We start from the raw sequence: 25,716 nt of genomic DNA, 5'->3' as shown, positions 1-25,716 counted from the left end.
GGGGCCGGTCGGCGGAGGGGCTGCGCGGGCCGGGGGCCGCGGAGCGTGAGGCGGCGGAACAGCTCCGAGCGGCGGGCCCGGCGGGCGGCGACCCGCTCGTCGACGACGCCCCGGAAGGCGCGCCACGTGCGGAAGGAGCGGACGGCCTCCACCTCGCCCGTGCCGGGGGCGGGCGGCGCCGGCCGGCCGAGCGCGGTGGAGCGGTAGAGGTCGAGCATGTGCTGCTGAGCTGCGTTCATGTCCTCCACGGTGCGCCGGTGGACGCCGGCTTGCCGCGTCAATTGACGAGGACCGTCAAGTGTCGCGGGACCCCCCGCAAGGGGAGGCAGGATGGGCGCATGAGCGTGGAGATCGACATCGCCGGACTGCCGCCGGAGCGCATCGTCTTCGGCCCGTCGCCGCTGGCCGAGCTCGGCGCGATGCTGCACGTCCTGGCCGAGCCCGGCCATCACCCCGGGCTGCACGGCTGGGCCACGGCCACCGCCGCCGGGCTGCGGCCCGACCTCGCCGACCGGCTCACCGAAGCCGACTTCCTGTGGCGCTCCGCGCGCTCCGACCTGCTCCTGCCGGCCGTGCCCCGCGCCACGCTCGCCGAAGACCTGGACGGCCTGGACCGCATGGACGACGAGCAGTTCGTCTCCGCGGCCTTCGAGGTCACCTGCAGCTCCTCCTACGAACGGCCCGCCCCCTCGCCCCTCGTCGACGCCGCACAGCGGGCGCGCGTGCGCGAGCTGTCCGCCGCGCGCGGGCCGCGGCAGGCGCAGTTCACCGACCGCATGCTGGAGAACCCCACCGCGCTCCGGGCGTGGCTGCGCCGGCTCCTGGAGGACTGCGAGGAGGCGTTCTTCGCCGACAACTGGCAGCGCGTTCGGGTGCAGCTCGCCGCCGACGCCCGCCACAAGGCGGACCTGCTGCGGCGCCGCGGGCTCGCGGAGGCCCTGGCCGCCGTCTCCACGGCCGCCTCCCTCAGCGAGGACGGCACGCGGCTCGTCTTCGACAAGCTGCAGACCGGGCGGGCGGCCGTGCACCCGGAAGGCGTCACGTTCGTCCCGACCGCCTTCGGGTGGCCGCACCTGATCGTCCTGCACCGGCCCGGCTGGCGGCCGATGGTGCAGTACCCGATCGCCGCGCCGGACCTGCCGCGGGGGCCCGCCCTGCAGCTCGTCCAGCAGCGGATGGACGCCCTCGCGCACCCGGTGCGCATGCGGCTGTGCCGCACGCTGGCCCGCGGCCCGCACACCACGGGCGAGCTGGCGACGGCCTTCGGCCTGACGCCGCCGGAGGTGTCCCGGCACGTGGCCGTGATGAAGAAGGCAGGCCTCCTGACCACGCGCCGCCGCGGCCGCTACGTCCTCCACCAGCTGGACCTCCCAGTGGTGGCCCGCCTGGGCAGCGACTTCCTGGAAACGGTCCTGAGATAACGCCGCGGTGCCGCACCGCCGCCGCGACGGCGCCCGGCCCCCACCGGCGCGACCAGCGGTGCCGAACTCCCCACGGGCCGAGCGGCCCGGGGATGGGTGCCCCGCACCCATGAACCCGCCGCGACGGCGCCCCGCCCCCACCCGCCTGACCGGCGGTGCCGAACACACCACAGGCCCGTACGGCACCGCCGGACACCTCGCAGGGGGTTGCGCGCCATCGCGGCGGAAGGGCATCGCCGTCAGCGGACCCCGTACACCCGCCCCGTCTGGGCGCCTTCGATCGCGCGGACGTACGCCGTTGCCACCCGCGCAGCGGGCACCGCTTCCATGCCGGGGAAGAACGGGGCGTAGCCCGGGAGGGACTCCTCGACCACGGTCGGGCTCACCGCGTTGATCCGCTGCGGCGGCAGCTCGATCGCCGCGGCCCGTACGAACGCCTCCACCGCCCCGTTCGCCGCGGACGCCGCCGCCCCCGCCACGATCGGCTCGTCCGTGAGCACCCCGCTGATCAGCGTGAACGACCCGGTGGCCGCCACGTGCCGCGCCCCCTGCCGCACCAGTTCCACCTGGCTGAGCACCTTGCCCCGCAGCGTCGCCGCGAAGTCGTCCCCCGTCAGCTCGCCCAGCGGCTTGAACACCGCATCGCCCGCCGCGACGGCCACCGCGTCGAGCCCGCCCACCTGCCCGTACAGCCGCCCGACCGCCTCCGGGTCGGTGACGTCGCAGATCACGTCGCCGCCGCTGCGCCCGACACCGATCACCTCGTGGCCCCGCGCGGCCAGCGCCTTCCGTACCGCGCTGCCCAGCGTCCCGCCCGCACCCACCAGAAGGATCTTCATCAATCCACCGTCCCCACATGAGAATCGCTTGCGGAGCCGACGTTACGGAGCCGCCCCGTACCCCCGGAAATGCCTTCTGCGCAGCAGCTATGCTTCCCGCGCATGGATGTGGAACTGCGCCACCTCAGGGCCCTCGCGGCCATCGCCGACGAGGGCACCGTCACCGCCGCCGCGGCCCGGCTGCACATCACGCAGCCCGCCCTCTCCCGGACGCTCGCCCAGCTGGAGGCCCGCGTCGGCGTGCGGCTGGTGGACCGTTCGCCGCGGCACCTGGGCCTCACCCCCGCCGGGGTCACCCTGCTCGGGCACGGCCGGGCGATCCTGGCCCACCTCGACGCCGCGCTCGCGGACACCCGGGCCGTCTCCCGCCCCCTCCGCCTGGGCTACACCTGCGCGGTCCTGGGGCAGCAGACCGTTCCCCTGCTGCGCTCGTGGCGCCGCACCCACCCGCACGTGCCCCTGGAAGTCGTCCGCCGGGACAACCGCACCGCGGGCCTGGCCACCGGCGACGCCGACGTCGCCGTGCTCCGCACCCGCCCCCGCGACCCGCGCATCCGCACCGAGGCCCTCTACACGGAGGACCGCATCGCCGCCCTCCCGGACGACCACCCGCTCGCCGGCCGCCCCCGGGTGCGCCTCGCCGAGCTCACCGCGGATCCGGGCCTCCCCCTCGCGATCTGGCCGGAGACGGGCACCGGCTCGCCGGACCTGTGGCCGCCGACGCAGCGCCCGTCCCGCACCGTCGAGGTGCACAACGTCGACGAGTGGCTGAACCTCATCTCCACGGGCGACGCGTTCGGCCTCGCGGCGGCGGGCACCGGCGAGAGCCACGGGCACCCCGGCGTCCGCTTCGTCCCCGTCGAGGACGCCCCCGCCGCGACGGTCTACCTCGCCAGCCCCGCCCACCCCACGCACCCCCGCACGGAGGAGTTCCTGGCGGCGGTGCGCGAGGCCGTCAGCCGGTGACGGCGAAGCGCCGGGCGGGCGCTACTGCTGGGCCGCCCCGCCCCCGGCCCGGACGAGCCCGCTCTCGTAGGCGAGCACCACGACCTGCACCCGGTCCCGCAGCCCCAGCTTGGTGAGGATGCGCCCCACGTGCGTCTTGACCGTGGCCTCGGACAGCACCAGCCGCGCCGCGATCTCCCCGTTGGACAGGCCCTGCGCCACGAGCAGCATGACCTCGCGCTCCCGCTCGGTGAGCCGCCCCAGCTCCGTACCGGCCGGCTCGTTGTGCGCGCTCGGCAGCATGGGGGTGAAACGGTCCAGCAGGCGCCGCGTCGTGCTCGGCGCGACCACCGCGTCGCCGCTGTGCACGGCCCGGATGGCTCCCAGCAGCTCGGCCGGCGGCACGTCCTTGAGCATGAAGCCGCTCGCGCCGACCTTCAGCGCCGAGAACGCGTACTCGTCCAGGTCGAACGTGGTTAGGATGAGCACCTTCGGCGCCCCCTCCTGCGCGCAGATGCGCCGCGTCGCCTCCACGCCGTCCAGCCGGGGCATGCGGACGTCCATCAGGACGACGTCCACGTCCGTGCCGGCCAGCACCTCCAGGGCCTCCGCGCCGTCCCCGGCCTCGGCGACGACCTCCATGTCGGGCTGGGCGGCCAGCACCATGCGGAAGCCGGTACGGAGCAGCACCTGGTCGTCTACGAGCATCACCCGGATGGACATGCAGAGGTCTCTTTCCTCGACGGGACGGATATGTGGGACGGATATGAAGGAACTCATCGTCAGCGGCCGCCCGGCTTCACCGGCAGCAGCACGCTGATCCGGAAGCCGCCGCCCGGCCGCGGCCCCGCGTCCAGCGTGCCCCCGACCATGCCGACGCGCTCGCGCATGCCGATCAGGCCGTGGCCCATGCCGTCCGCGCCGCCCGCCTCGTACAGCTCGTGCTGCGCGCCCCGGCCGTCGTCCTCGACGAGCAGGCCGAGCCCGTCGTCGAAGTAGGTCAGGCGCACGCTCGCGCCGGCCTCCGGGCCGCCGTGCTTGCGCGTGTTGGTCAGGGCCTCCTGCACGATGCGGTACGCCGTCAGCTCCACACCGCTCGGCAGCGGCCGCGGCGCGCCCTCGACCTCGTACTGCACGGGCAGGCCCGCGCCCCGCACCTGCTCGACCAGGTCGCCGATCTGCTCGACGTCGGGCTGCGGCACGTAGTCCCCGCCCTCGGTCGTGCCCTCCTCGGTGCGCAGGACGCCCAGCAGGCGGCGCATCTCGGCGAGCGCCTGCCGGCCCGTCCCGGAGATCGTCTCCAAGGCCTGCTTGGCCTGCTCGGGCGAGGCGTCGAGGACGTACGCCGCGCCGTCGGCCTGGACGACCATCACGGAGACGTTGTGCGCGACGACGTCGTGCAGCTCGCGGGCGATGCGCGCCCGCTCGGCGGTCACGGCCATCCGGGCCTGCTGCTCGCGCTCCTTCTCCAGGCGGGCGGCGCGCTCCTCCAGCTGCGCCCAGTACGCCCGGCGGGTGCGCATCGAGTCGCCCAGCACCCAGGCGAGGACGAAGGGGGTGGTGAGCGAGGCCACCACGACGGCGAACTCGGCGGCGTTGCGCGCGTGCACCGGCCAGCGCACCAGGAAGAGCACCGGCGCGGCCAGGCCGCCCGCCAGGGCCAGCCTCGACGCCCAGCGGACCGGACCGGACGCGACGGTGTAGACGATCACGAGCATGGCGAGGTCGGCGGTGTGCACCTGCACGTCGGCCGCTATCTGGGCGAGGCCGCTCGCGATCGTCAGCAGCAGCATCGGCACGGGCGCGCGGCGGCGCAGCGCGATCACCAGGCAGAGAGACACCGTAGTGAGGAGGAGCACGGCCGTCTGCGTCGTCGAGGCGCCCGGCTCCTCGGCGGTGGCCAGCAGACCGAGCCCGAGCAGCAGGAGGGCCCAGAAGCTGTCCACACCCGTCGGGTGCCTGCGGAGAAAGTCGTAGAGGCGGTGCACGTCACCCAGCGTAGGCATGCCGCGTACGTGCCGGGGTCAGCCCGGCGATCGATCCGGTGTCACTCCTTCTACTCCGCAAGGTGGAGGCGGCGTGCGCGCGCGGGGCGCATAGCGTGTGCGTATGGCAAGCGGACCAAGAGGAACAAGCGGAACGCGCGGAACAAGGGGAACGAGAACATGGAGCGCAGCGGCCGAGGCCGCGCTCTACGGCCCGGCCGGCTTCTACCGGCGCCCCGAGGGCCCCGCCGGGCATTTCCGCACCTCCGTGCACGCCTCCCCGCTGTACGCGGGGGCCGTCGCCGAGCTGCTGCGCCGGGTCGACAAGGCGCTCGGCCACCCGGCGGAGCTCGCGTTCACGGACGTCGGGGCCGGGCGCGGAGAACTCCTTACCGGCGTCCTGGCCCAGCTGCCGCCGGACGTGGCCGCCCGGCTGCGCCCGTACGCCGTCGAGCGCGCCGGCCGCCCGGCCGGGCTGGACGCGCGCATCACATGGACGAGTGACATCCCGGAGGGCGTCGAGGGGCTGCTGTTCGCCAACGAGTGGCTCGACAACGTGCCCGTGGACGTCGCCGAGACGGACGCGCAGGGCGTCGCGCGCCAGGTGCTCGTCCAGGAGGACGGCGAGGAACTGCTCGGGGAGCCGGTCACGGGCGAGGACGCCGCCTGGCTGGCCCGCTGGTGGCCCGTCGAGGGCGCGCCGCCCGGCACCCGCGCCGAGATCGGCCGGCCGCGCGACGCCGCCTGGGCGCGGGCCGTGGGCAGCCTGCGCGCGGGCCTGGCCGTGGCCGTCGACTACGCCCACGAGCGCACCGGCCGGCCGCCCTTCGGCACTCTCGCCGGCTTCCGCGAGGGCCGCGAGGTGCGGCCGGTGCCGGACGGGTCGTGCGACATCACCGCCCACGTCGCCCTGGACGCCTGCGCGGGCCCCGGCAGCACCGTGCTGACCCAGCGCGAGGCGCTGCACGCCCTCGGCGTGGACGGCGCCCGCCCGCCGCTGTCGCTCGCCTCGGCCGACCCGGCCGCCTACGTCCGGGCACTGGGACAGGCGGGCGAGGCCGCCGAGCTCACCTCGCCGGCCGGGCTGGGGGCCTTCGGCTGGCTGGTGCACCCGGTGGGCGAGGCCTGCCGGGGGCTGCTCCCGGACGCCCCGGCACGGGCCTCCGGCGGCTCCCCGGACCGGAGCGGCCCGGAAGGCTGACAGACTTGTCCCCATGACCCCCATGACGGAGACGACAGTCGGCATCGGCGGTGCGGCGGAGAGCACCGACATGGTGCTCAACATCGGACCCCAGCACCCGTCCACGCACGGTGTGCTGCGCCTGCGGCTCGTCCTCGACGGCGAGCGGGTCCGGGAGGCCGAGCCGATCGTCGGCTACATGCACCGCGGCGCGGAGAAGCTGTTCGAGGCCCGCGACTACCGGCAGATCATCGTGCTCGCCAACCGCCACGACTGGCTGTCGGCGTTCTCCAACGAGCTGGGCGTCGTCCTGGCCGTGGAGCGGATGCTCGGCATGGAGGTCCCCGAGCGCGCCGTGTGGACCCGCACGCTCCTCGCCGAGCTGAACCGGGTCCTCAACCACCTGATGTTCCTCGGCTCCTACCCCCTGGAGCTGGGCGGCATCACCCCCGTCTTCCACGCCTTCCACGAGCGCGAGGAGCTCCAGACGGTGATGGAGGAGGTCTCCGGCGGCCGGATGCACTACATGTTCAACCGCGTCGGCGGCCTCAAGGAGGACCTGCCGGCCGGCTGGCTCGGCCGCGCGCGGCACGCCGTGGCCCAGGTCCGCTCCCGGATGGACGTCTACGACCGGCTCGTCCTCGGCAACGAGATCTTCCGGGGCCGCACGCGCGGCGTCGGCGTCCTCGCGCGGGAGACGGTGCACGCGTACGGGGTGAGCGGTCCCATCGCGCGCGCGTCCGGCGTCGACTTCGACCTGCGGCGGGACGAGCCCTACCTCGCCTACGGGGAGCTGCAGGACGTGCTCAGGGTCGTCACCCGCGAGGACGGCGACTGCCTGGCGCGCTTCGAGTGCCTGCTGGAGCAGACGCACAACGCGCTGGAGCTCGCGGAGGCCTGCCTGGACCGGATCGCCGAGCTGCCGCCGGGGCCGATCAACCAGCGCCTGCCCAAGGTGCTGAAGGCGCCCGAGGGCGCCACGTACGCGTGGACCGAGAACCCGCTCGGCCTCAACGGCTACTACCTGGTCTCCAAGGGCGAGAAGACCCCGTACCGGCTGAAGCTGCGGTCCGCGTCCTTCAACAACATCCAGGCGCTGACCGAGCTGCTGCCGGGGACGCTGGTGGCCGACATGGTGGCGATCCTGGGGTCGCTGTTCTTCGTCGTGGGCGACATCGACAAGTAGGTCTTCCGTTCCTCCTAGGTCCTCCGTTTCTCCGGGTCTCTCGCGCGGGGAACGCAGAAACCCCCGGCGGGGCTCCCGCCGGGGGTTTCGTTTCTGCGGGCCGGGCTCCGCGGCCGTCTAGGAGACGGCCGTCCGCAGCTCGGCCACGTCTATCTGCTCGGTCTCGTCGTGCGCGGTCAGGTCGATGACGTCTTCTCTTGCCGACTCGCCGTCCGCCTCCGCCTTCGCCTCGGCCTCCGCTTCGGCCTTGGCCTCGGCGAGCGCCTCCTCGCCGACGACGTCGGCGAGGTCCGTCTCCTCGACGGGGCGCGAGGCCGGGACCGGGCGCTGGGTGCCGAAGAAGTCGAAGCCGCCCGTGGTGCGGGGGGCCGGGCGCTGGGCGGCCGGGAGCTGCGGTGCGGCCGGCTTCGCGGCGGCGGGGGCCTGCCGGCCCTCAGCGGGCGCGGGCGGGGTGCCGGGAGCCTCGGAAGCCGCCGAGGCGGCGGGGACGCCGGCGGCGCCGGAGCCCGGCCCCACGGCCTTGAGGCCGTCGGCCGCACCGGCCGCGGCCTTGCCGGCCGCCTGGCCCGGGGTGGCCGCCGGGGCGGCTGCCCGGCCCGTGGTCTCCGGCCGCGGCCGGGGCACGGCCCCGGGAGCCGTCCGAGGTGCCGCCGAGGGCGGCTGGCCGGGCCCGGCCGCGGGCTTCAGGCCGGTCCCCGGCAGCGGACCGGCGTCCGGCTCGCCGCCGGCGAGGCTGCGCAGCACCTCCGCGGCCTTGCGGAACGCGGCCGGGTCGACGGCCGGGCCGGGCACCGTGAGCGGCGCGCCGGACTCCAGCGCCCGCGCGCCGCCCCGGGCGACGCGTCGGCTCTCCAGCGCGCTGGCCCGCCCGGTCTCGGCGGTGGCGTAGCGGCGCAGCAGGTCGGCGTGCTCGGTGCGGAGACGGGCCAGCTCGGCGCGCTTGCCGCGCAGCTTGGACTCCAGCCGGGCCTTGGCCGCCCTGGTGTCCTCCAGGTCCGTCTCCAGCTCGGCTATGCGCTCCTCGGTCTTCCACTCGTCGCGCGTGCGGGCGGCGGTGAGCTGGGCCACCCGCTTCCCGGCGGAGCGGTCCCAGCGGCGCATCAGCACGGCGCCGACCACCGCGGCGGCGGCAGCCGCCGCGGCGAGACCCCGGATGACGACCGTTTCACCTACCACCCATGCACCGGCGGCACAGGCGACCGATGTCGCGGCGACCGCTGATGGGGGAAGGAGCCTGTGCAGGGATGGCGAATGGCGGTGGCGTCCTCGTGGCATGGCCTGAAACTTACCGTGCGTCGCCTCGGGAGTGTGACTCCACCACGAAACTCTTCCCTTGATCTTACTTGTCGCCTACACCTCTCACTTCGTCAGCAGCCCCTTCTCCCTGAGGTACTGCGCGGCGACATCGGCAGGCTTGAGCCGCTGCGCATCCACTTTCTTGTTGAGTTCGGTGAGGTCTTCCGTGGTCAGCACGCGCGTGAGCTTCGCGAGGGCGTCCGCGACCTTCTGCGAACCCGCCTTCTGTGCATTCACCACGGGCAGCACGTTGTCGGAGTTCTGAAGCTTCTTGTCGTCCTGCAGCAGGACCAGCCCGAACTGTTCGAGGGTGGCGTCCGTGGTCGTGGTCAGGAGCATCTGGGCCTTGCCGTCCTTGACCGCCTGCTTGGCCTGGACGCTGCCCACCTCCAGCGGGGCGATGCCCGAGACGCGGATGCCGTACGTCTTCTCCAGGCCGGGCTGGCAGAAGGGCCGCTGCGGGCATTCGTCACCGGCCGCGAGCTTGACCTCCTGACCCGACTTTCCCAGGTCCGAAAGCGTCTTGAGCTGGTGTTTCGCCGCGAACTCGGCGGTCACCGCGAAGGCGTTCTGATCGACCGCGCCGCCGGGGTCGAGCACCTTCAGTCCGCGCGGCTCCGCGAGTTTCCGCAGGGCCTTCACCGTGGCGGCGGCGTCGGCGGACGCGACGGCGGGAGCGTCCTTGCCGTTCTGCTTCTTGTTCAGGAATTCGGCGAGCGTCGCCGCATACTCCGGGACGACGTCGATGCGGCCCTTCTCCAGCTCCGGTTCATAGAGCTCGCGGGCCTCCGTGGTCTTGATCGTCGGCGAATATCCGGCGTCCTTCAGCAGGCCGGCGTATATCTCGGCGAGCACCTTGGACTCGGTGAACCCGGCCGAGCCGATGACCAGGGCGTTCTCCCCCGGTTTCGCTGATCCGCCGTCCCCTCCCCCGCTGCCGGACTTCTCCAGGCTCTCGCCGCCGCACGCGGCGAGACCGGCCGTCAGGGCGGCGACGGCGGCCGCCGCCAGCAGGGCGCGGGGGGTTCGTGCCCGGCGCGTGGTGCTGCTCATGGGAAACATCCGAGATCTGCCCTTCGGTTCCGGCGGCCGGCTCTCCGGCCGCCGTCGCTTCGCTGACCGGCGCCGCACCTACCCCGGCACCGCTCCCGTACGCCGCCGCACCGGGTCGAGCAGCCGCTCGGCCACCACCAGCACGCCCTCCACGAGCAGCGCGAGCGCCGCCACCAGCACGGCGCCGGCCACCACCTGGGCGGTGTCGGTGAGCCGGAAGCCGGCCGTGATGATGCGGCCCAGGCCGCCGCCCCCGGGCAGGGCGGCGAGGGTGGTCGTGGCGACGACCTGCACGGCGGCGGTCCGTATGCCCGTCACGATCAGGGGGAACGCCAGCGGCAGTTCCACCCGCGCGATGAGCTGACGGCCCGTCATTCCCATGCCGCGGGCGGCCTCGACGACATCGCGGTCCACCTCGCGCATGCCCACGTAGGCATTCGTCAGCAGCGGGGGTATCGCGAACAGCACCAGCGCGATGACCGTCGGCCAGGAGCCGTGCGTCCCCAGCGGGCTGAGCAGCAACAGCACCAGCACCGCGAAAGTGGGCACGGCCCGGCCCGCGTTGGAGATGTTGACCGCGAGGGCGCCGCCCTTGCCCAGATGGCCCAGCAGCACCGCCACCGGCAGCGCTATCGCGCAGGAGATCGCCAGGCACATCGCCGTCAGGAAGAGGTGCTCGCCCAGCCGGTGCCACACGCCGTCCGCGCCCGACCAGTGCGCGCCGGTGGCCAGCCAGCTCCACGTACGCTCCACGACGTCCATCAGGCCGCCCCCTTGCCCGCGCGCGTCCACGGTGTCAGCAGCCGCTGCACGAGCAGCAGGAGCAGATCGGCCGCGACGGCCAGGGCGACGCACAGCACCGAGGCCGTGAGCACCTGCGCCTTGAAATAGCTGTGCATGCCGTCGTAGACCAGGTTGCCCAGGCCGCCGTAGTGCAGGATCGCGCCGACCGTCGTCAGTGAGATCGTGGACACCGTGGTGATCCGCAGACCCGCCATCAGGGCGGGCAGCGCCAGCGGGAGTTCCACCCCGAAGAGCAGCCGCAGCGGGCCGTAGCCCATGCCGCGCGCCGCCTCCCGCGCCTCCTCCGGCACCGCCGCGAGCCCCGCGAGGATGTTCCGCACGAGGATCGTCAGCGAATAGAGCACGAGGCCCGTGACCACCACTGACACCGACAGCCCGAAGAACGGCACCAGCAGCGAGAACATCGCCAGCGACGGCACCGTGTAGAGCACGGTGGTCAGGCCGAGGACCGGGCCCGCCGCGGCGCGCCACCGGCGGGCGAGCAGCGCCAGCGGGAACGCCACGACCAGCCCTATGGCCACGGACGCGAGCGTGATGCCGACGTGCTGGAGCGTGGCGTCCGTCAACTCCTGGCCCCGGGTCCGCAGATACTCTCCGCAGATCCAGTCATTGCTGATGAGGCAGGACTGCCCCGCCATGCGCTCCCACCTCCCCCTGGCCGTACGACCCACGGTTTGCCGGTCGCCAACGACCCTAACCCGGGGCACTGACATTCGAGCCGGCCGCCGCGCAACGGCCACAATGTCCGCAGCGAGTACGGCCAGAATGGGGAACCATGATCCGCTTTGAGCACGTCACCAAGCGCTACGCCGACGGCACGACCGCCGTGGACGACCTGTCCTTCGAAGTGGCGGAGGGCGAGCTCATCACGCTCGTGGGGCCCTCGGGCTGCGGCAAGACCACCACGATGAAGATGGTCAACCGGCTCATCGAGCCCACGTCGGGGCGGATCCTCCTCGGCGGCGAGGACATCGCCGGCGTCGACCCCGTCGAGCTGCGGCGCCGCATCGGATACGTCATCCAGCAGGTGGGGCTCTTCCCGCACAAGACCGTCCTGGAGAACACCGCGACCGTCCCCCACCTGCTGGGCTGGACCAGGAAGAAGGCCCGCGACCGCGCGGCCGAGCTCCTCGATCTCGTCGGCCTCGACCCCGCCGTCCACGGCTCCCGCTACCCCCACCAGCTCTCCGGCGGGCAGCGGCAGCGGGTCGGGGTGGCCCGGGCCCTCGCCGCGGACCCGCCCGTCCTCCTGATGGACGAGCCGTTCGGGGCGGTCGACCCGGTGGTGCGCGAGCGACTGCAGAACGAGTTCCTGCGGCTGCAGTCGCAGGTGCGCAAGACGGTGCTGTTCGTCACCCACGACATCGAGGAGGCCGTGCGGCTCGGCGACCGCATCGCCGTCTACGGGCACGGCCGCATCGAGCAGCTCGACGCCCCCGCCACGGTGCTGGGCGCGCCCGCCACGCCGTACGTCGCCGACTTCGTCGGGGCCGACCGGGGGCTCAAGCGGCTCTCCGTCACCCCCATCGAGGAGGGTGACCTCGAACAGCCGCCGGTCGTGCGGCTGGACGACACGGCGGCCTCCGCGGCGGCCGCCCTCGCCGCGGACGGCGCCCGCTGGGCCGTGGTCCTCGGCGACGCCGGGCGGCTGCACGGCTGGGTCTCGGCGGAGGCCCTCGCGGACGGCGGCACCGTACGGGACCAGGCCCGCCGCATGGACGCGTGGCTGCCCGTCGGCGCCTCCCTCAAGCAGGCCTTCAGCACGATGCTGCAGCACGACGCGGGCTGGATCGCCGTCCTCGACGGCGACGCGACGGACCGCTTCGTCGGGGTCCTGACCCCGGCCCGCCTGCACGAGGCGCTGCGCCGCTCGATCGACGCGGATTCGCGGGGCGCGGCGCGGGGGGATGTGTCCCTGGAGAGCATCCCGGGGTCCTAGCCCCTGCGGGGCGGGCCCGTTAACTTCCGCCGCGGCGGCGCGCACCACGACGGCGCGGTCCGGCGGTGCCGAACGCACCCGAGGCGCGGTACGGCACCGCCGGTCACGTCCGTGGGGGCTGATCACCGCGGCGGCGGCTTCATGGGTGCGGGCACCCATGACCCGCGCCCCCGGCCGGAGGCCGCACGGCACCGCCGGTCTCCGCCGTCGTGGTTGCGCGCCGCCGCGGCGGATTCAAGGGTGCGGGCACCCTTGATCCACGGCCCCGGGCCGGAGGCCGCACGGCGTACCGGGCAGGGGCCGCCCTAGCCGCGGGCCGTGCCTGGGCCGCCCGGGCCGTCCTCGTCGTCCTCCGGGAGTTTGCAGACGCGCTCCAGGAAGAACGCCGCGGCGATCACGGCGATGCCCGCGACGACGGACGCGCCCGCGTAGATCACCTGGTCCCGGCGGGGCCCGACGTCCAGGCTCTCCAGGCCGAGGAAGACGCCGACGCCCCCGTACATGCCGGCCACGAGCGCCGCGACGAGCGCGCTGGCCTGGCCGAAGACGACCGCGCGGGCGGCCACCAGCGGATCCACGCCCTTCGCGCCGGGCCGCCGCTCCCGCTGCGCCCGCAGCCGGGCGCGCAGCGAGAGCGCCGTGGCGGCGAGGACGACGGCGATGACCGCCAGCACGATGGGCGCGGCGACCGGCACCCGCGGCAGCGTGCCGACCGAGTCCCACAGCCGGGCGCCCGCCCAGGAGAGGATGCCGGCCACGGCGAACAGCCCGGCCAGCACCCCGATCCGCAGTTGCCTCACCGAGCCGCCGCTCCTCTTCTCGATCGCGTTCCCAAACAGCCCTGCGCAGTCAGGCGCAGGCAGTCGCAGTCAGTCCAACGACTACTCGGGCAGTCGGAGTTCCAGGTCGACCCGCGGCTGCACACCCTCCGTGCCGACGGCCGCGAGCAGCTCGACGACCGCGCCCCGGCCCGGGACGACGGCCTCGGGGTCCACATCGTGCCAGGGGGCGAGGACGAAGGCGCGCTCATGGGCGCGCGGGTGCGGCAGGGTCAGGACGGGGTCGGCGGAGACGACGTCCTGGTAGGCGACGATGTCGACGTCGAGCGTGCGCGGCCCCCAGCGCTCGTCCCGCACCCGCTCGAAGGCCTCCTCGATGGCGTGGCCGCGCTCCAGCAGGGAGTCCGGCGGGAGGGTGGTCTTCACGAGCACGACGGCGTTGAAGTACGACGGCTGGGTGCCGGGCTCGACGCCCCACGGCTCCGTCTCGTAGACCGGGGAGACGGCCTTGACCCGCAGCCCGGGCGTGTCCTCCAGCGCGTCGATCGCTCCCTGGAGGGTCTCCAGGCGGTTGCCGAGGTTGCTGCCGAGGGAGATCACGGCTCGTTTGGGGTTGCTCAGGGTCACGTCCGCCGCGTCCACCTGCTCCACCACGGAGGCGGGCACCGGCTGCACGGTCGGGTCGCTGCTGCTCATACTCGGCTCCGCGTAATAGTGATCGTCACATCGTCAAAGGGCACGGTGATGGGGGCGTCCGGCTTGTGGACGGTCACCTCCACTTCGCGCACCGCGTCGTGCTTGAGGCAGTTGCGGGCGATCCGCTCGGCCAGGGTCTCGATCAGGTCGACGGGCTCACCCTGGACGATATCGACCACTTCCTCCGCGACGACGCCGTAGTGCACGGTCTTCGTGAGGTCGTCGGAGGCGGCGGCGGGCCGGGTGTCCAGGCTCAGGACGAGGTCCACGATGAAGGTCTGGCCTTCCTCGCGCTCCTTGGGGAACACGCCGTGGTGCCCACGGGCCTTCAGGCCGCGCAGCGCGACACGATCCACACGAATCACTCCTGCTGGTCGTCGGACGGGGGCACCTCCGGTGCCCGGTACCCACGTCGAATCTACCTGCGAGCACTGACAGCACCCGCACATGAACGCCAGGGGGTTCCTGCCCATATTTACGGATACTCCGGCATGTTTCAGGCTCATTCGGACGCCCGCCGTGCCGGGCCGGTCACGGCTCCCGCCGCGCTTACCCGCGAGCCCCGTCCCCCACCCCTACCCGGCCCCGAGCAGCCCGAACGAGTGGTGAGGACCCGCCGTGCTGACGTCTCGCGCCCCACCGGGTGCCCGGCGCAACGCGAGATACGTCACGCCTCGGGAATGCCGCCCGCCCCGCCGTGCGGACCGTTCTCGCCGTTCTCGCCGTTCGCCCCGTTCTCATCGGCCTCCTCGTCGCGCCCCGCGAGCACCGGCGAACCGTGGTGCGACCACACCTTCCACTCCTCGCCGACGCGCCGGAAGGCGTTCGTCGCCACGACCAGCTGGCCGACGAGGGGGCCGAGCTCGCCCTCCTCCTCGGCGGGCCCGCCGCTGAGGATGTTCTCGGTGCAGGTCACGAGGGCCGTGTCACCGGCGACCGCCACCTCGACATCGGTCAGGAAGAACTGGATGTAGTCCGTACTCGCCATGATCAGCGCGTACGAACGGAGCACCTCGCCCCGCCCGCGCAGCACCGGCCACCCCGGGTGGACGCACGACACCTCGGCATCCGGGTCGTCCAGCCACAGCCGGCCCATCGCGGCCGTGTCGCCGCGCTCCACCGCCTCGTACAGCGCGGTGTTCGCCAGCTCGACCTGCTCGCTGTCCGTCCGGGCAGTGCTCACATGGCCCCCTCGGCGCCCACCGCGCCCGCCGCACCCGTCACCCGCGCCGCCGCCTCGGCCTCCTGCACCGCCCGCACCACGCGCACCGCGTCCGCGCTGGCCCGCACCTCGTGCACCCGCACCGCCCACGCGCCCTCGCGCGCCGCGAGCGCCGAGACCGCGGCGGTCGCCGCGTCCCGCTCCCGGGCCGGCGGCGGCTCGCCCCCGGGGCCGGCCAGCACCCGGCCGAGGAAGCGCTTGCGGGAGGCGGCCACCAGCATCGGCAGCTCCAGCTCCCGGCGCAGCCGCGCCAGCCCCGCGACCAGCGCCAGATCGTGTCCGGCCTGCTTGGCGAAGCCCAGGCCCGGGTCGACGACGAGCCGCTCCGGGTCGACGCCGCCCTCGACCACGGCGTCCAGCCGCTCCCGGAGCTCGGTCAGCACCTCGCCGACCACGTCCCCGTAGACGGCCCGGCTGTTCATGTCGGCGCTGAAGCCGCGCCAGTGCATCACCACGAACGGCACCCGGGCCGTGGCCACGACCGGCACCATGGCCGGGTCCGCGAGGCCCCCGCTCACGTCGTTGACCAGCGTCGCCCCTGCTTCCACGGCCGCCTCCGCGACCGAGGCCCGCATGGTGTCCACCGACACCACGGCCCCCTCGGCCACCAGCTCGCGGACCACGGGGACGACCCGGCGCAGCTCCTCGCCCTCGTCGACCCGCGAGGCGCCGGGCCGGGTGGACTCGCCGCCCACGTCGACCAGGTCCGCGCCGCCCGCGATCAGGTCCAGGCCGCGCTTGACCGCGAGCTCCGTGTCGAACCAGCGCCCGCCGTCGGAGAACGAGTCCGGCGTGACGTTGACGACCCCCATCACCGCACAGCGGTTCCACTCCGGCAGACCGACGGGCCCGGGACGACCGCGCAAGGTACTCATGGGTCCAGCCTAGGGCGTGCCGCAAAGAGGAGTGCCCCCGACCGGAAGCCGGTCGGGGGCACTGCCGCACGCGCGTTCAGCGGGATCACCACGGCGCGCTCACGCGGCGCGCGTGACCTCCGTGGCCGAAACCTTCTCGTCCGCGTCGTCCAGCACGTCCTTCGGCGGGGCGGGGCGGCGGCGCAGCAGGCGCGGCAGCTCCAGGAAGCCCTCCGCCTGCATCATGGCGAAGCCGATGCGGGGCAGGTCGCGGCTGTTCGGGAAGACCACGAAGCGCGGCTCCCAGCGCGGCCGGAACTTCTCGTTGAACTTGTACAGCGACTCGATCTGGAACCAGCGCGAGAGGAAGACCAGCACCGAGCGCTGGATGCGCACGACCGGGCCGGCGCCCAGCTTGCCGCCGCGCTCCAGGGCGGAGCGGAAGAACGCGAAGTTCAGCGACAGGCGCTTGATCTTGAGCTCGGGGGCGGCCTGCAGGAACGCGACGATCAGGAGCTCGTTCATGCCCGGGTCCGCGCTGCGGTCGCGGCGCATGAGCTCCAGCGAGCTGCCGTCCGGACCCCACGGCACGTAGTGCTGCATGGCGCGCAGGTCGCCGAACGGGCAGTCCTCGCCCTCCTCCGGGTCCTTGTGGGCGGTGGCGATGATGGCGTCCAGGTCCTTCGGGTCGCCGATGCGGCCCAGGGCCATGGAGAAGCCGCGCTCGTCCTCGGTGTCGCGCCAGGCGTTGGCGGCCTTCTGGACGGCCTCCAGCTCCTCGGGGGTGAGGTCGCCGACGCGGCGCACCTTGGTGGAGTAGCCGTTGCGCTCGATGCGCTTGACCATCTGGCGGACGTTGCGCATGGACCGGCCGGTCAGGGAGAAGTCGGCCACCTCCACGATGGCCTCGTCACCCATCTCCAGGGCGTCGAGCCCGGTCTCGCGGGTCCACACCTCGCCGCCGGTCTCGCTGCAGCCGGCGACGGCGGGCGTCCAGGAGTGGCGCTTGGCCAGCTCCATGAACTTCTCGATGGCGCCCGGCCAGGCCTCGACGTCACCGATCGGGTCACCGCTCGCGAGCATGACGCCGGAGACGACGCGGTAGGAGACGGCCGCCTTGCCGGAGGGCGAGAAGACGGCGCTCTTGTCGCGGCGCAGCGCGAAGTGGCCCAGCGAGTCGCGGGCGCCGTGCTTGGCGAGCAGCTCGCGCAGCTTGTCCTCGTCCTCCTCGGTGAGGACGGCGTCCGGGTAGGCGGGCATGAACGCCAGGTAGGCGGTGGTGGCGACGGTCAGCAGGCCGAGGGCGCCCAGCGAGTAGCCGACGGTGTAGTCGACGTGGTCGGTGTAGCGGATCGAGCCCTCGAAACCGAACAGGCCCCACAGCACGTGCTGGATCTGCTCGCTGACCGGCGGGTCGCCGATCATCTGGTCCGGGTGCGAGCCGACGATCACCCAGCCGAGGCCGAAGCTGGCCGCGCCCATGAGGACGAAGTTGGCCGCGGCCTTCCAGCGGCTGCGCGGGTCCGGCAGCGCGTAGAAGGAGCCCTTGTGCCACACGAGGTAGATGAAGAGCAGCAGCGACAGGATCGCGCCGATGTAGGAGTGGCGGTAGACCAGCTGGGCGGCGGCGCCGATGGGCAGCAGCACGACGGCGGCGAGCCAGGCGCGCTGCTTGGCCCGCTTGAGGCCGTGGGCCAGCATCAGCAGCAGGATGCCGACGATGATCGAGCCGGCCGCGGCCAGCTGGGTCACCGAGCCGGGCAGCACCTCGGCGAGGCTGTGGACCTTGCTCCAGCGGAACCGCGGAACGACACCGGCCAGGACGTCCACCAGGCCGATGAGGGCCGCGACCGTTCCCACGACGGCAGGCACGTTCTCGGGCTTGGGGCCCCTGACGATACGCGCAAGCCTCGACAGTCGCTTGGTCCCCTCGGGAACCCCATCGGACTTTTTGCCATCTACCCTGACAGACATCTCTTCCCGTCGTCCTGTCGAGTGGACGCGCCATGCGGCGGCAGCGCCCGGACAATGTGCGCCCTGTAGGACGACGGTTTCGGGGTTGAGGTTCCGCGGGGGGCCGAGCCCGGAAAGACGTGACCATTCCGCGACTCGGTGCCGGGTCGCCTCGGCAGAAAGCACCTCATGGGTCTCACCAGCATGGCAGTCCTGCTGCTTGCCATCGCCGCTGCGATAGTGCTCTTCGCGTTGACCATCTGGCTCTGGCCACGCCTGGGCAAACGGAGCGTGGGCTCCATACTCGGCAGGGTGGGCATGATGCTGGCCACGCAGCTCACCCTGTTCGCAGCGATCGGTCTCTGGGCCAACCAGTCCTTCGGCTTCTACGGCTCCTGGGCGGACCTCTTCGGTCAGGTCAAGGAGGAGGGCGTCGTCGTCGACCACAGCGCCGGCGGCAAGCGGGTGCAGGTCGTGAACACGCAGGCCGTGAAGGTGCCCCGCGGCAACGTCCCGCGCGTCGGCGGAAAGATCGAGAAGATCCAGGTCGCGGGCGTCGAGTCCAAGATCAACGGCCCGGCGTACGTCTACCTGCCCCCGGAGTACTTCCAGCCGGAGTACGCGAACCGCAAGTTTCCCGCCTCCGTCGTCCTGACCGGCTACCCGGGCACCGCCGAGGCGCTCATCAAAGGGCTCGACTACCCCGTCCGCGCGCACAAGCTGAGCAAGGACAAGAAGATGCAGCCCACCGTCCTGGTGATGATGCGTCCCTCCATCGTCGGCCAGCGCGACACCGAGTGCATGGACATACCGAACGGCCCGCAGGCCGAGACCTTCTTCACCAAGGACCTGCGCGCGGCCGTCTCCCAGCACTACCGCGTCGGCGACAAGGCCGCGAACTGGGGCATGATCGGCGACTCCACCGGCGGCTACTGCGCGCTGAAGATCGCCATGCGCCACCCGGACGCGTACAGCGCCGCGGCCGCGCTCTCCGGCTACTACAAGGCCCCGCAGGACCCGACGACCGGCTCGCTCTTCGGCGGCAGCAAGCAGCTGGAGAACGAGAACGACCTGCTGTGGCGGCTGAAGAACAAGGAGATGCCGCCCGTCTCGCTGCTGGTGACCACGAGCAAGCAGGGCGAGCACAACTACAAGGACACCCTGAAGTTCATCAACGCGGTCAAGGCGCCGGCCCGGGTGTCGTCGATCATCCTCGACACGGGCGGTCACAACTTCAACACGTGGCGTCGTGAGCTCAACCCGACGCTGAAGTGGATGGGCAGCCGCCTCTCCGCGTAACGGTTCGCCGGAATCACCGGCTTGAGCCCCGCGGACATTCCGCCGGACACCCGCCGCCGTGGCTGATCGCCGCTGCGGCGGGCATTTTTTTGCGCAGCAAAAGGCTTTCCGGCGCCGCGGCCTCAGCGAGCCATGATCAGGCTCATGGCCTCCGCCCGCGTCGCGGGATCCCGCAGCTGCCCCCGCACCGCAGAGGTCAGCGTCTTCGCCCCCGGCTTGCGGATGCCCCGCATCGACATGCACATGTGCTCGCACTCCACGACCACGACCACGCCCCGCGGCTCCAGGATCTCCATCAGGGAGTCCGCGATCTGCGTGGTGAGCCGCTCCTGGACCTGCGGGCGGCGGGCGAAGACGTCCACGAGGCGGGCGAGCTTCGACAGACCGGTGATCTTCCCGCTGGTCGAGGGGATGTAGCCGACGTGCGCCACGCCGTGGAACGGCACCAGGTGGTGCTCGCACGTGCTGTAGACCTCGATGTCCCGCACGAGCACCATCTCGTCGTGGCCGAGGTCGAACGTCGTGGTCAGCACGTCCTCCGGCTCCTGCCAGAGGCCCGCGAATATCTCCTTGTACGCCCGCGCCACCCGCGCCGGCGTCTCCCTCAGGCCCTCCCGGTCCGGGTCCTCGCCCACGGCGAGCAGCAGCTCGCGCACCGCGTTCTCGGCGCGCTTCTCGTCGAACACGCCGACGCTCCGCTCGGAGTCCAGGGTCACCGGGTCGGTCATGGAGTGCCTCGTTCTCTCGTACGTATGTACCAACCGGCACCGCCCGGATAAACGGGATGCCGCGTCCACCAGGCTAAAACCTGGGTGACACGGCATCCATTCCGGGCCCTGTGGTGCGGGCCCGTGAGCCTCTACGAAGCGGCTGCGATCAGCTCTCCGGCCGGGTGTCGTCCGGCAGGGCGGCCTGCTCGACGGTCTGGCCACCGTTGCTCGGCGCGAGCTCCTTCGGGGAGAGCACCGGCGGGCGGGTGGAGGGGGTGCGGCGCGAGGAGCCGGTCCACGCCGGGCGGGCGGGGCGCCGGACCACGTGCTTGAAGATCTCGGCGATCTCCTCCTTGTTCAGCGTCTCCTTCTCCAGGAGGGCCAGCACCAGGTTGTCGAGGATGTCGCGGTTCTCGACGAGGATCTCCCACGCTTCGTTGTGGGCGGTCTCGATGAGCTTCTTGACCTCTTCGTCGACCAGGGCGGCGACCTCTTCGGAGTAGTCGCGCTGGTGCGACATCTCGCGGCCGAGGAACGGCTCGGAGTTGTCGGAGCCGAACTTGATCGCGCCGAGGCGCTCGGTCATGCCGTACTGCGTGACCATCGCGCGGGCCGTGGCCGTGGCCTTCTCGATGTCGTTGGCGGCACCGGTGGTCGGGTCGTGGAAGACGAGCTCCTCCGCGGCGCGGCCGCCCAGCATGTACGCCAGCTGGTCGAGCATCTCATTGCGCGTGGTGGAGTACTTGTCCTCGTCGGGGAGGACCATGGTGTAGCCGAGGGCGCGGCCGCGGGACAGGATCGTGATCTTGTGCACCGGGTCGGAGTTCGGGGAGGCCGCCGCGACCAGGGCGTGACCGCCCTCGTGGTACGCGGTGATCTTCTTCTCCTTGTCGCTCATGATCCGGGTCCGCTTCTGCGGGCCGGCCACGACGCGGTCGATCGCCTCGTCCAGCATGTGGTTGTCGATCAGCTTCCGGTCGCTGCGGGCCGTCAGCAGGGCGGCCTCGTTCAGCACGTTGGACAGATCGGCACCGGTGAAGCCGGGGGTGCGGCGGGCGACGGCCGACAGGTCGACGTCGGGGGCGACCGGCTTGCCCTTCTGGTGGACCTTGAGGATCTCCAGACGGCCCTGCATGTCCGGGCGGTCGACGGCGATCTGCCGGTCGAAGCGGCCGGGGCGCAGCAGCGCCGGGTCGAGGATGTCGGGCCGGTTGGTGGCGGCGATCAGGATGACGCCGCCCTTCACGTCGAAGCCGTCCATCTCGACGAGGAGCTGGTTCAGGGTCTGCTCGCGCTCGTCGTGACCGCCGCCGAGGCCGGCGCCGCGGTGGCGCCCGACCGCGTCGATCTCGTCGACGAAGACGATGGCCGGGGCGTTGGCCTTGGCCTGCTCGAAGAGGTCACGGACGCGCGAGGCGCCGACACCCACGAACATCTCGACGAAGTCGGAGCCGGAGATCGAGTAGAAGGGGACGCCCGCCTCGCCGGCGACGGCGCGCGCGAGCAGGGTCTTGCCCGTGCCGGGCGGGCCGTAGAGCAGCACGCCCTTGGGGATCTTGGCGCCGACGGCCTGGAACTTCGCCGGCTCCTGCAGGAACTCCTTGATCTCGTGGAGCTCCTCGACGGCCTCGTCGGCGCCGGCGACGTCGGCGAAGGTCGTCTTGGGGGTGTCCTTGGTGATCAGCTTGGCCTTGGACTTCCCGAAGTTCATCACCCGGGAGCCGCCGCCCTGCATCTGGTTCATCAGGAACAGGAAGACCACGACGATGAGGACGAACGGCAGCAACGACAGCAGAACGCCGATGAACGGGTTCTGCTTGGACGTCGAGACGTTGTATCCCTCCGGGATCATGTTCTTCTCGGCGTTGGCCTGCAGGGACTTGGCGATGTCAACGCCCTGCTCGCCGATGTAGTTCGCCTGGATCTTGCTGGAGCCCTTGACCTTCTGGCCGTCCTTGAGCTCAACCTTGATCTTGTTCTCGTCACCGGTCGTCAGCTCGGCCGATTTCACCAGGTCCTTGTTGATCGCGTTGACGACCTGGCTGGTGTCCACCGACTTGTAGCCGCCGCCGGAGCCGACGACCTGCATCAACACGACCACGGCGAGGACGGCCAGCACGATCCACATGACCGGCCCACGGAAGTAGCGCTTCACGTCCATCCATACGGGGCGCAAGCGCCCCGTCCCTCCTGCCACAGTGAGGCACGGCCAGCCCCTCGACGGGGTGCCTGTGCGTACGGTGTCCTGCTCGACCTTGAAAGCTTGACTTGAAAGCCTGAAAAAGACTGACCTTCGGACGGTACCCCAGCATTGTCTCCCGACGCCGCTGCAGACGGTCAACCAACCCGCCTTACCCTGCTCCAACGGCGGGAACCGTCATTCGGTTCCCGCGTGCCGGGCGGGGCGGCCCGTACCGCGGGCCGGGGGCTCAGCCGCCGTAGACGTGCGGCGCGAGCGTGCCCACGAAGGGCAGGTTGCGGTACTTCTCGGCGAAGTCGAGACCATAGCCGACGACGAACTCGTTCGGGATGTCGAAGCCGACCCACTTGACGTCGATCGCGACCTTGGCCGCCTCCGGCTTGCGCAGGAGGGTGACGACGTTGAGGGACTCGGGCTCGCGCGAGCCGAGGTTCGACAGCAGCCAGGACAGCGTCAGGCCGGAGTCGATGATGTCCTCGACGATCAGGACGTGCTTGCCCTTGATGTCGGTGTCGAGGTCCTTGAGGATGCGGACCACGCCGGAGGACTGGGTGCCCGCCCCGTACGAGGACACGGCCATCCAGTCCATCGTGACGGGGTTGGAGAGGGCGCGCGCCAGGTCGGCCATCACCATCACGGCGCCCTTGAGGACACCGACGATCAGCAGGTCCTTGCCCGCGTACTCCGCGTCGATCTTCGCCGCCAGCTCCGCCAGCTTCGCGTCGATCTCTTCCTTGGTGATGAGCACCGACTTGAGGTCGGTGCCCATGTCCTTGTCGTCCACCCGCGCCACTCTCGCTTGTCTACGGATCGTCCGGCATTTCCGCGGCGAGCTGAGGCCCGTTCGTGACGTTCGTGCCCGTTCGAATCAGCCCTGCCGGAGGACCAGTCTGCCACCCTGCCTGCGGACCGCGACCCGCCCGGGCAGATTGATGGCTCCCTGACCACGCCATCCGGTGATCAGCCGGTCGACTTCCTCGATGTGCCGGGCGAAGAGCGAACCGGCCGGTGAGCCCGCCGAGATGGCCGCCCGGCGCAGCACGCGGCGGCGCACCGCGGGCGGCAGGGCGTAGAGCTTGGCGGTCTCCAGGGCGCCGCTGTCGTCCCGGACGGAGGGCTCCACGGCGGCGGCCCAGTCGTCCAGTGCGTCGGCGTCGTCCCGGGAGAGCTGGGCCGTGCGGGCGAGGGCCTCGATGACGCCCTTGCCGAGGGCCTTCTCCAGGACGGGGAGGGCTTCGTGGCGGACCCGGGAGCGGGTGTAGGCCGGGTCGGCGTTGTGCGGGTCGTCCCAGACGGGGAGGGACTGGACCATGCAGGCCTTGCGGGCGGTCTGCCGGTCGAGGCCGAGGAAGGGCCGGCGGTAACGGCCGCCGACGCCGGAGGTGACGGCCATGCCGGCGAGGGAGCGGGTGCCGGAGCCGCGGGCGAGGCCGAGGAGGACCGTCTCCGCCTGGTCGTCGCGGGTGTGGCCGAGGAGGACGGCCGCGGCGCCGTGCCGCTCGGCGGCGGCGTCGAGGGCGGCGTAGCGCGCGTCACGCGCGGCGGCCTCGGGGCCGCCGTCCCGGCCGACGGTGACGGTCAGCGCCTCGACGGGGTCGAGGTCGAAGGCCGCGAGGCGGCTCGCCACCTCCGCGGCGCGCAGGTCGGAGCCGTGCTGGAGGCCGTGGTCGACGGTGATGCCGCCGGCCCGGATGCCGAGCCGCGGCGCCTCGAAGGCCAGCGCGGAGGCGAGCGCCATGGAGTCCGCGCCGCCGGAGCAGGCGACGAGGACCAGCGGCTTGTGGCCTGCGGGGGCGGGGGGGACGGAGGAGGGTGTGGTGGGGGTGAGGACGTCGTGAAGTACGCGGCGGACCGCCAGGCGTATCGCGGCGACCGCGGGATGTGGACCCATGTCCGTGTGTCCAATCGTTCCATATGGAGATCGTTCGGAGCTGCGCGAGCTTCGAGGCTTCAGTCACGCTGTGTGCGTCGATGGTGACAGAAGCGAGCCATTACCCGAGCATCGCACGCCCACCCCTGGCTCACGGTCCCTCGGACGGGTGATTACGGAGGCGTTCTACCCGGAGGTGGAGCTTCCGGTTCACGGCTCTGTACGACGGTGCACCCTCGCGACCCAGTCCGCCGGTTTGGCGATCTCCGCCTTGGTGGGCAGGGTGTTCGGGGACGTCCACACCCTGTTGAAACCGTCCATGCCGACCTCGCCGACCACGGCCCGCACGAAGCGCTCACCATCACGGTACTGCCGCAGCTTCGCGTCCAGCCCCAGTAGCTTCCGCAGCGCCGCGTCCAGCCGGCCCGCGCCCTTCGCCCGCCGCTGCTGGAACTTCTCCCGGATCTCCGCCACCGACGGCACGACCTGCGGCCCCACGCCGTCCATCACGTAGTCCGCGTGGCCCTCCAGCAGCGACATCACGGCCGTCAGCCGGCCCAGGATCTCCCGCTGCGCGGGCGTCTGCACCAGGTCCACGATGCTGCGGCCGCCCTCGTCCCCGCCGTCCTCCTCCGGAGGACGGCCGCCGGTCAGCGACTGGGCCGCCTCCCGGACGCGCTCCAGGAGCGTGGCCGGGTCGATGTCCGTCTCCGCCAGGAACGCCTGGATCTCGCCCTCGACGTGGTCGCGCAGCCAGGGCACGGCCGTGAACTGCGTCCGGTGCGTCTCCTCGTGCAGGCACACCCACAGCCGGAAGTCGTGCGGGTCCACGTCGAGCTCGCGCTCGACGTGGACGATGTTCGGCGCCACCAGCAGCAGCCGGCCGCCGCCCGTCTCCGAGCCGGGCAGGTCCCTGCTCGGCGGGGCGAACGTCTCGTACTGGCCGAGGACGCGGGAGGCCAGGAACGACAGCAGCATCCCCAGCTCCACGCCGGTCACCTTGCCGCCGACCGCGCCGAGCACCGCCCCGCCGGGGACGTTCGCCCGGCGGTCCTGCATCTTCTCCAGCAGCGGGCCGAGGATCGCCCGGAACCCCGCCACGTTCGCCTTGATCCACCCCGCCCTGTCCACGACGAGGACCGGGGTGTCGCCGCTCTTTTCCTCGCCGCTCTCTTCCTCGCCGTCGCCGGGCCACATCCGCGTGAACGCCCTGACGTGCTCCTCGGACGTCGCCGCGTGCCGCCGCAGCTCCGCGACGACCGCCCGCGCCTCCTCCCGGCTGACCTCCGGCCCTGGCCGTACGAACCGGGTCGCGGTCGCCACCGCGAGCTTCCAGTCGACCATCTCCGCACCACCGATGCTCGTCATGGCTTCACCGTACGTGGGCCGCTCCGCGGGGGGTAGCGAAGTTTCCCCGTCACAAAGCCGACGGAGGCGGCCGCGGGCCCCTTACGGGGCGCGGCAGCCGCAGCCCGCGACTGTCGT

General features: G+C 72.4%; 24 protein-coding genes and 1 pseudogene. 6 read left to right on the top strand and 19 right to left on the bottom strand.

The features are described 5' to 3' along the window. A pseudogene (locus ACSNOH_RS19365) lies at positions 1–239 on the bottom strand (hypothetical protein); the annotation flags it as partial. Between the two features lie 99 nt (positions 240–338). Here ACSNOH_RS19365 and ACSNOH_RS19360 point away from each other — a divergent pair. Beyond that, positions 339–1,421, top strand: a complete 1,083-nt coding sequence (locus ACSNOH_RS19360) for a DUF5937 family protein (RefSeq protein WP_436722621.1) — start codon at positions 339–341, stop codon at positions 1,419–1,421. A 239-nt stretch (positions 1,422–1,660) separates the two neighbouring features. Here ACSNOH_RS19360 and ACSNOH_RS19355 read toward each other — a convergent pair whose 3' ends face one another. After that, the gene (locus ACSNOH_RS19355; protein ID WP_436722620.1) at positions 1,661–2,260 is read right to left on the bottom strand and encodes a short chain dehydrogenase; all 600 of its coding nucleotides are present in this window, start codon (positions 2,258–2,260) and stop codon (positions 1,661–1,663) included. A gap of 102 nt (positions 2,261–2,362) precedes the next feature. Between ACSNOH_RS19355 and ACSNOH_RS19350 the strand changes: the two genes are divergently transcribed. Next, positions 2,363–3,226 (top strand): LysR family transcriptional regulator, encoded by an 864-nt coding sequence (locus ACSNOH_RS19350; protein ID WP_436722619.1) that lies wholly within the window; start codon positions 2,363–2,365, stop codon positions 3,224–3,226. Positions 3,227–3,247: 21 nt separating this feature from the next. Here the strand turns inward: ACSNOH_RS19350 and ACSNOH_RS19345 are convergent, their stop codons facing one another. Further along, on the bottom strand, positions 3,248–3,928 hold the full coding sequence (locus ACSNOH_RS19345) for a response regulator (protein ID WP_436722618.1): 681 nt from the start codon (positions 3,926–3,928) through the stop codon (positions 3,248–3,250). Positions 3,929–3,987: 59 nt separating this feature from the next. Beyond that, complete coding sequence (locus ACSNOH_RS19340) at positions 3,988–5,193, bottom strand: sensor histidine kinase (protein ID WP_436722624.1); 1,206 nt, start codon at positions 5,191–5,193, stop codon at positions 3,988–3,990. A 121-nt stretch (positions 5,194–5,314) separates the two neighbouring features. Between ACSNOH_RS19340 and ACSNOH_RS19335 the strand changes: the two genes are divergently transcribed. Together ACSNOH_RS19335 and ACSNOH_RS19330 are read left to right on the top strand one after the other, a co-directional pair. Continuing rightward, entirely contained in the window at positions 5,315–6,391 is a 1,077-nt protein-coding gene (locus ACSNOH_RS19335) for an SAM-dependent methyltransferase (RefSeq protein ID WP_436722617.1), read from the top strand. Between the two features lie 22 nt (positions 6,392–6,413). Next, positions 6,414–7,556, top strand: a complete 1,143-nt coding sequence (locus ACSNOH_RS19330; RefSeq protein ID WP_436722623.1) for an NADH-quinone oxidoreductase subunit D — start codon at positions 6,414–6,416, stop codon at positions 7,554–7,556. A 117-nt stretch (positions 7,557–7,673) separates the two neighbouring features. Here the strand turns inward: ACSNOH_RS19330 and ACSNOH_RS19325 are convergent, their stop codons facing one another. From ACSNOH_RS19325 to ACSNOH_RS19310, 4 genes are all read right to left on the bottom strand, one after another. After that, positions 7,674–8,732 (bottom strand): hypothetical protein, encoded by a 1,059-nt coding sequence (locus ACSNOH_RS19325; protein WP_436722616.1) that lies wholly within the window; start codon positions 8,730–8,732, stop codon positions 7,674–7,676. Between the two features lie 183 nt (positions 8,733–8,915). Further along, positions 8,916–9,905, bottom strand: coding sequence for an ABC transporter substrate-binding protein (locus tag ACSNOH_RS19320; protein WP_436722615.1), 990 nt, complete (start codon positions 9,903–9,905; stop codon positions 8,916–8,918). Positions 9,906–9,983: 78 nt separating this feature from the next. After that, positions 9,984–10,667, bottom strand: a complete 684-nt coding sequence (locus ACSNOH_RS19315) for an ABC transporter permease (protein WP_436722614.1) — start codon at positions 10,665–10,667, stop codon at positions 9,984–9,986. After that, positions 10,667–11,347 (bottom strand): ABC transporter permease, encoded by a 681-nt coding sequence (locus tag ACSNOH_RS19310; RefSeq protein ID WP_436722613.1) that lies wholly within the window; start codon positions 11,345–11,347, stop codon positions 10,667–10,669. The genes ACSNOH_RS19315 and ACSNOH_RS19310 overlap by 1 nt, the downstream gene beginning before the upstream one ends. Before the next feature lie 137 nt (positions 11,348–11,484). On the opposite strand from ACSNOH_RS19310, the gene ACSNOH_RS19305 reads away from it, so the two are divergent. Beyond that, positions 11,485–12,648: an ABC transporter ATP-binding protein gene (locus ACSNOH_RS19305; RefSeq protein WP_436722612.1), complete on the top strand. Its 1,164-nt coding sequence runs from the start codon at positions 11,485–11,487 to the stop codon at positions 12,646–12,648. Positions 12,649–12,953: 305 nt separating this feature from the next. Here ACSNOH_RS19305 and ACSNOH_RS19300 read toward each other — a convergent pair whose 3' ends face one another. The 6 genes from ACSNOH_RS19300 to ACSNOH_RS19275 form a co-directional block, all read right to left on the bottom strand. Further along, positions 12,954–13,448 carry a DUF3180 domain-containing protein gene (locus ACSNOH_RS19300; RefSeq protein ID WP_436722611.1) on the bottom strand — a complete coding sequence of 165 codons (495 nt, stop codon included), beginning with the start codon at positions 13,446–13,448 and terminating at the stop codon, positions 12,954–12,956. Between the two features lie 81 nt (positions 13,449–13,529). Further along, positions 13,530–14,123: a 2-amino-4-hydroxy-6-hydroxymethyldihydropteridine diphosphokinase gene (gene folK, locus ACSNOH_RS19295; protein ID WP_106681264.1), complete on the bottom strand. Its 594-nt coding sequence runs from the start codon at positions 14,121–14,123 to the stop codon at positions 13,530–13,532. After that, positions 14,120–14,479 carry a dihydroneopterin aldolase gene (gene folB / locus ACSNOH_RS19290; protein ID WP_436722610.1) on the bottom strand — a complete coding sequence of 120 codons (360 nt, stop codon included), beginning with the start codon at positions 14,477–14,479 and terminating at the stop codon, positions 14,120–14,122. Before folB ends, folK begins: the two co-directional genes overlap by 4 nt. Before the next feature lie 311 nt (positions 14,480–14,790). After that, positions 14,791–15,306: a nuclear transport factor 2 family protein gene (locus tag ACSNOH_RS19285; RefSeq protein ID WP_436722609.1), complete on the bottom strand. Its 516-nt coding sequence runs from the start codon at positions 15,304–15,306 to the stop codon at positions 14,791–14,793. Next, a complete protein-coding gene (gene folP, locus ACSNOH_RS19280; RefSeq protein ID WP_436722608.1) occupies positions 15,303–16,220 on the bottom strand; it encodes a dihydropteroate synthase in 918 nt (305 codons plus the stop codon). The genes ACSNOH_RS19285 and folP overlap by 4 nt, the downstream gene beginning before the upstream one ends. A 99-nt stretch (positions 16,221–16,319) precedes the next feature. Beyond that, entirely contained in the window at positions 16,320–18,173 is a 1,854-nt protein-coding gene (locus tag ACSNOH_RS19275) for a phosphatidylglycerol lysyltransferase domain-containing protein (protein WP_436722607.1), read from the bottom strand. A 168-nt stretch (positions 18,174–18,341) separates the two neighbouring features. On the opposite strand from ACSNOH_RS19275, the gene ACSNOH_RS19270 reads away from it, so the two are divergent. Next, on the top strand, positions 18,342–19,451 hold the full coding sequence (locus tag ACSNOH_RS19270) for an alpha/beta hydrolase (protein WP_436722606.1): 1,110 nt from the start codon (positions 18,342–18,344) through the stop codon (positions 19,449–19,451). Positions 19,452–19,573: 122 nt separating this feature from the next. On the opposite strand, the gene folE is transcribed toward ACSNOH_RS19270, so the two are convergent. From folE to ACSNOH_RS19245, 5 genes are all read right to left on the bottom strand, one after another. Continuing rightward, complete coding sequence (folE, locus tag ACSNOH_RS19265; RefSeq protein ID WP_436722605.1) at positions 19,574–20,179, bottom strand: GTP cyclohydrolase I FolE; 606 nt, start codon at positions 20,177–20,179, stop codon at positions 19,574–19,576. Positions 20,180–20,327: 148 nt separating this feature from the next. Then, positions 20,328–22,322, bottom strand: a complete 1,995-nt coding sequence (gene ftsH / locus ACSNOH_RS19260) for an ATP-dependent zinc metalloprotease FtsH (protein WP_436722622.1) — start codon at positions 22,320–22,322, stop codon at positions 20,328–20,330. A 268-nt stretch (positions 22,323–22,590) separates the two neighbouring features. Beyond that, positions 22,591–23,130: a hypoxanthine phosphoribosyltransferase gene (gene hpt / locus ACSNOH_RS19255; RefSeq protein WP_391829025.1), complete on the bottom strand. Its 540-nt coding sequence runs from the start codon at positions 23,128–23,130 to the stop codon at positions 22,591–22,593. Between the two features lie 99 nt (positions 23,131–23,229). Beyond that, complete coding sequence (tilS, locus tag ACSNOH_RS19250) at positions 23,230–24,252, bottom strand: tRNA lysidine(34) synthetase TilS (RefSeq protein WP_436722604.1); 1,023 nt, start codon at positions 24,250–24,252, stop codon at positions 23,230–23,232. A gap of 189 nt (positions 24,253–24,441) precedes the next feature. Beyond that, the gene (locus ACSNOH_RS19245) at positions 24,442–25,599 is read right to left on the bottom strand and encodes a zinc-dependent metalloprotease (RefSeq protein ID WP_436722603.1); all 1,158 of its coding nucleotides are present in this window, start codon (positions 25,597–25,599) and stop codon (positions 24,442–24,444) included. Positions 25,600–25,716: the final 117 nt, after the last annotated feature.

The sequence above is a fragment of the Streptomyces sp. URMC 127 genome (genome assembly GCF_051386535.1).
GTDB lineage: Bacteria > Actinomycetota > Actinomycetes > Streptomycetales > Streptomycetaceae > Streptomyces.
The sequence above is the reverse complement of the archived record's forward strand: the minus strand, read 5'-3'. Positions and strand labels throughout refer to the sequence as shown.

Coding starts and splice junctions, on each gene's coding strand:
- ACSNOH_RS19320 (WP_436722615.1), bottom strand. CDS start 9,905: ATGAGCAGCACCACGCGCCGGGCACGAACCCCCCGCGCCCTGCTGGCG.
- hpt (WP_391829025.1), bottom strand. CDS start 23,130: ATGGGCACCGACCTCAAGTCGGTGCTCATCACCAAGGAAGAGATCGAC.
- ACSNOH_RS19350 (WP_436722619.1), top strand. CDS start 2,363: ATGGATGTGGAACTGCGCCACCTCAGGGCCCTCGCGGCCATCGCCGAC.
- ACSNOH_RS19330 (WP_436722623.1), top strand. CDS start 6,414: ATGACGGAGACGACAGTCGGCATCGGCGGTGCGGCGGAGAGCACCGAC.
- ACSNOH_RS19360 (WP_436722621.1), top strand. CDS start 339: ATGAGCGTGGAGATCGACATCGCCGGACTGCCGCCGGAGCGCATCGTC.
- ACSNOH_RS19315 (WP_436722614.1), bottom strand. CDS start 10,667: ATGGACGTCGTGGAGCGTACGTGGAGCTGGCTGGCCACCGGCGCGCAC.
- ACSNOH_RS19335 (WP_436722617.1), top strand. CDS start 5,315: ATGGCAAGCGGACCAAGAGGAACAAGCGGAACGCGCGGAACAAGGGGA.
- ACSNOH_RS19270 (WP_436722606.1), top strand. CDS start 18,342: ATGGGTCTCACCAGCATGGCAGTCCTGCTGCTTGCCATCGCCGCTGCG.
- ACSNOH_RS19310 (WP_436722613.1), bottom strand. CDS start 11,347: ATGGCGGGGCAGTCCTGCCTCATCAGCAATGACTGGATCTGCGGAGAG.
- folP (WP_436722608.1), bottom strand. CDS start 16,220: ATGAGTACCTTGCGCGGTCGTCCCGGGCCCGTCGGTCTGCCGGAGTGG.
- folK (WP_106681264.1), bottom strand. CDS start 14,123: ATGAGCAGCAGCGACCCGACCGTGCAGCCGGTGCCCGCCTCCGTGGTG.
- tilS (WP_436722604.1), bottom strand. CDS start 24,252: ATGGGTCCACATCCCGCGGTCGCCGCGATACGCCTGGCGGTCCGCCGC.
- ACSNOH_RS19275 (WP_436722607.1), bottom strand. CDS start 18,173: ATGTCTGTCAGGGTAGATGGCAAAAAGTCCGATGGGGTTCCCGAGGGG.
- ACSNOH_RS19245 (WP_436722603.1), bottom strand. CDS start 25,599: ATGACGAGCATCGGTGGTGCGGAGATGGTCGACTGGAAGCTCGCGGTG.
- ftsH (WP_436722622.1), bottom strand. CDS start 22,322: ATGGACGTGAAGCGCTACTTCCGTGGGCCGGTCATGTGGATCGTGCTG.
- ACSNOH_RS19345 (WP_436722618.1), bottom strand. CDS start 3,928: ATGTCCATCCGGGTGATGCTCGTAGACGACCAGGTGCTGCTCCGTACC.
- folE (WP_436722605.1), bottom strand. CDS start 20,179: ATGACCGACCCGGTGACCCTGGACTCCGAGCGGAGCGTCGGCGTGTTC.
- ACSNOH_RS19305 (WP_436722612.1), top strand. CDS start 11,485: ATGATCCGCTTTGAGCACGTCACCAAGCGCTACGCCGACGGCACGACC.
- ACSNOH_RS19355 (WP_436722620.1), bottom strand. CDS start 2,260: ATGAAGATCCTTCTGGTGGGTGCGGGCGGGACGCTGGGCAGCGCGGTA.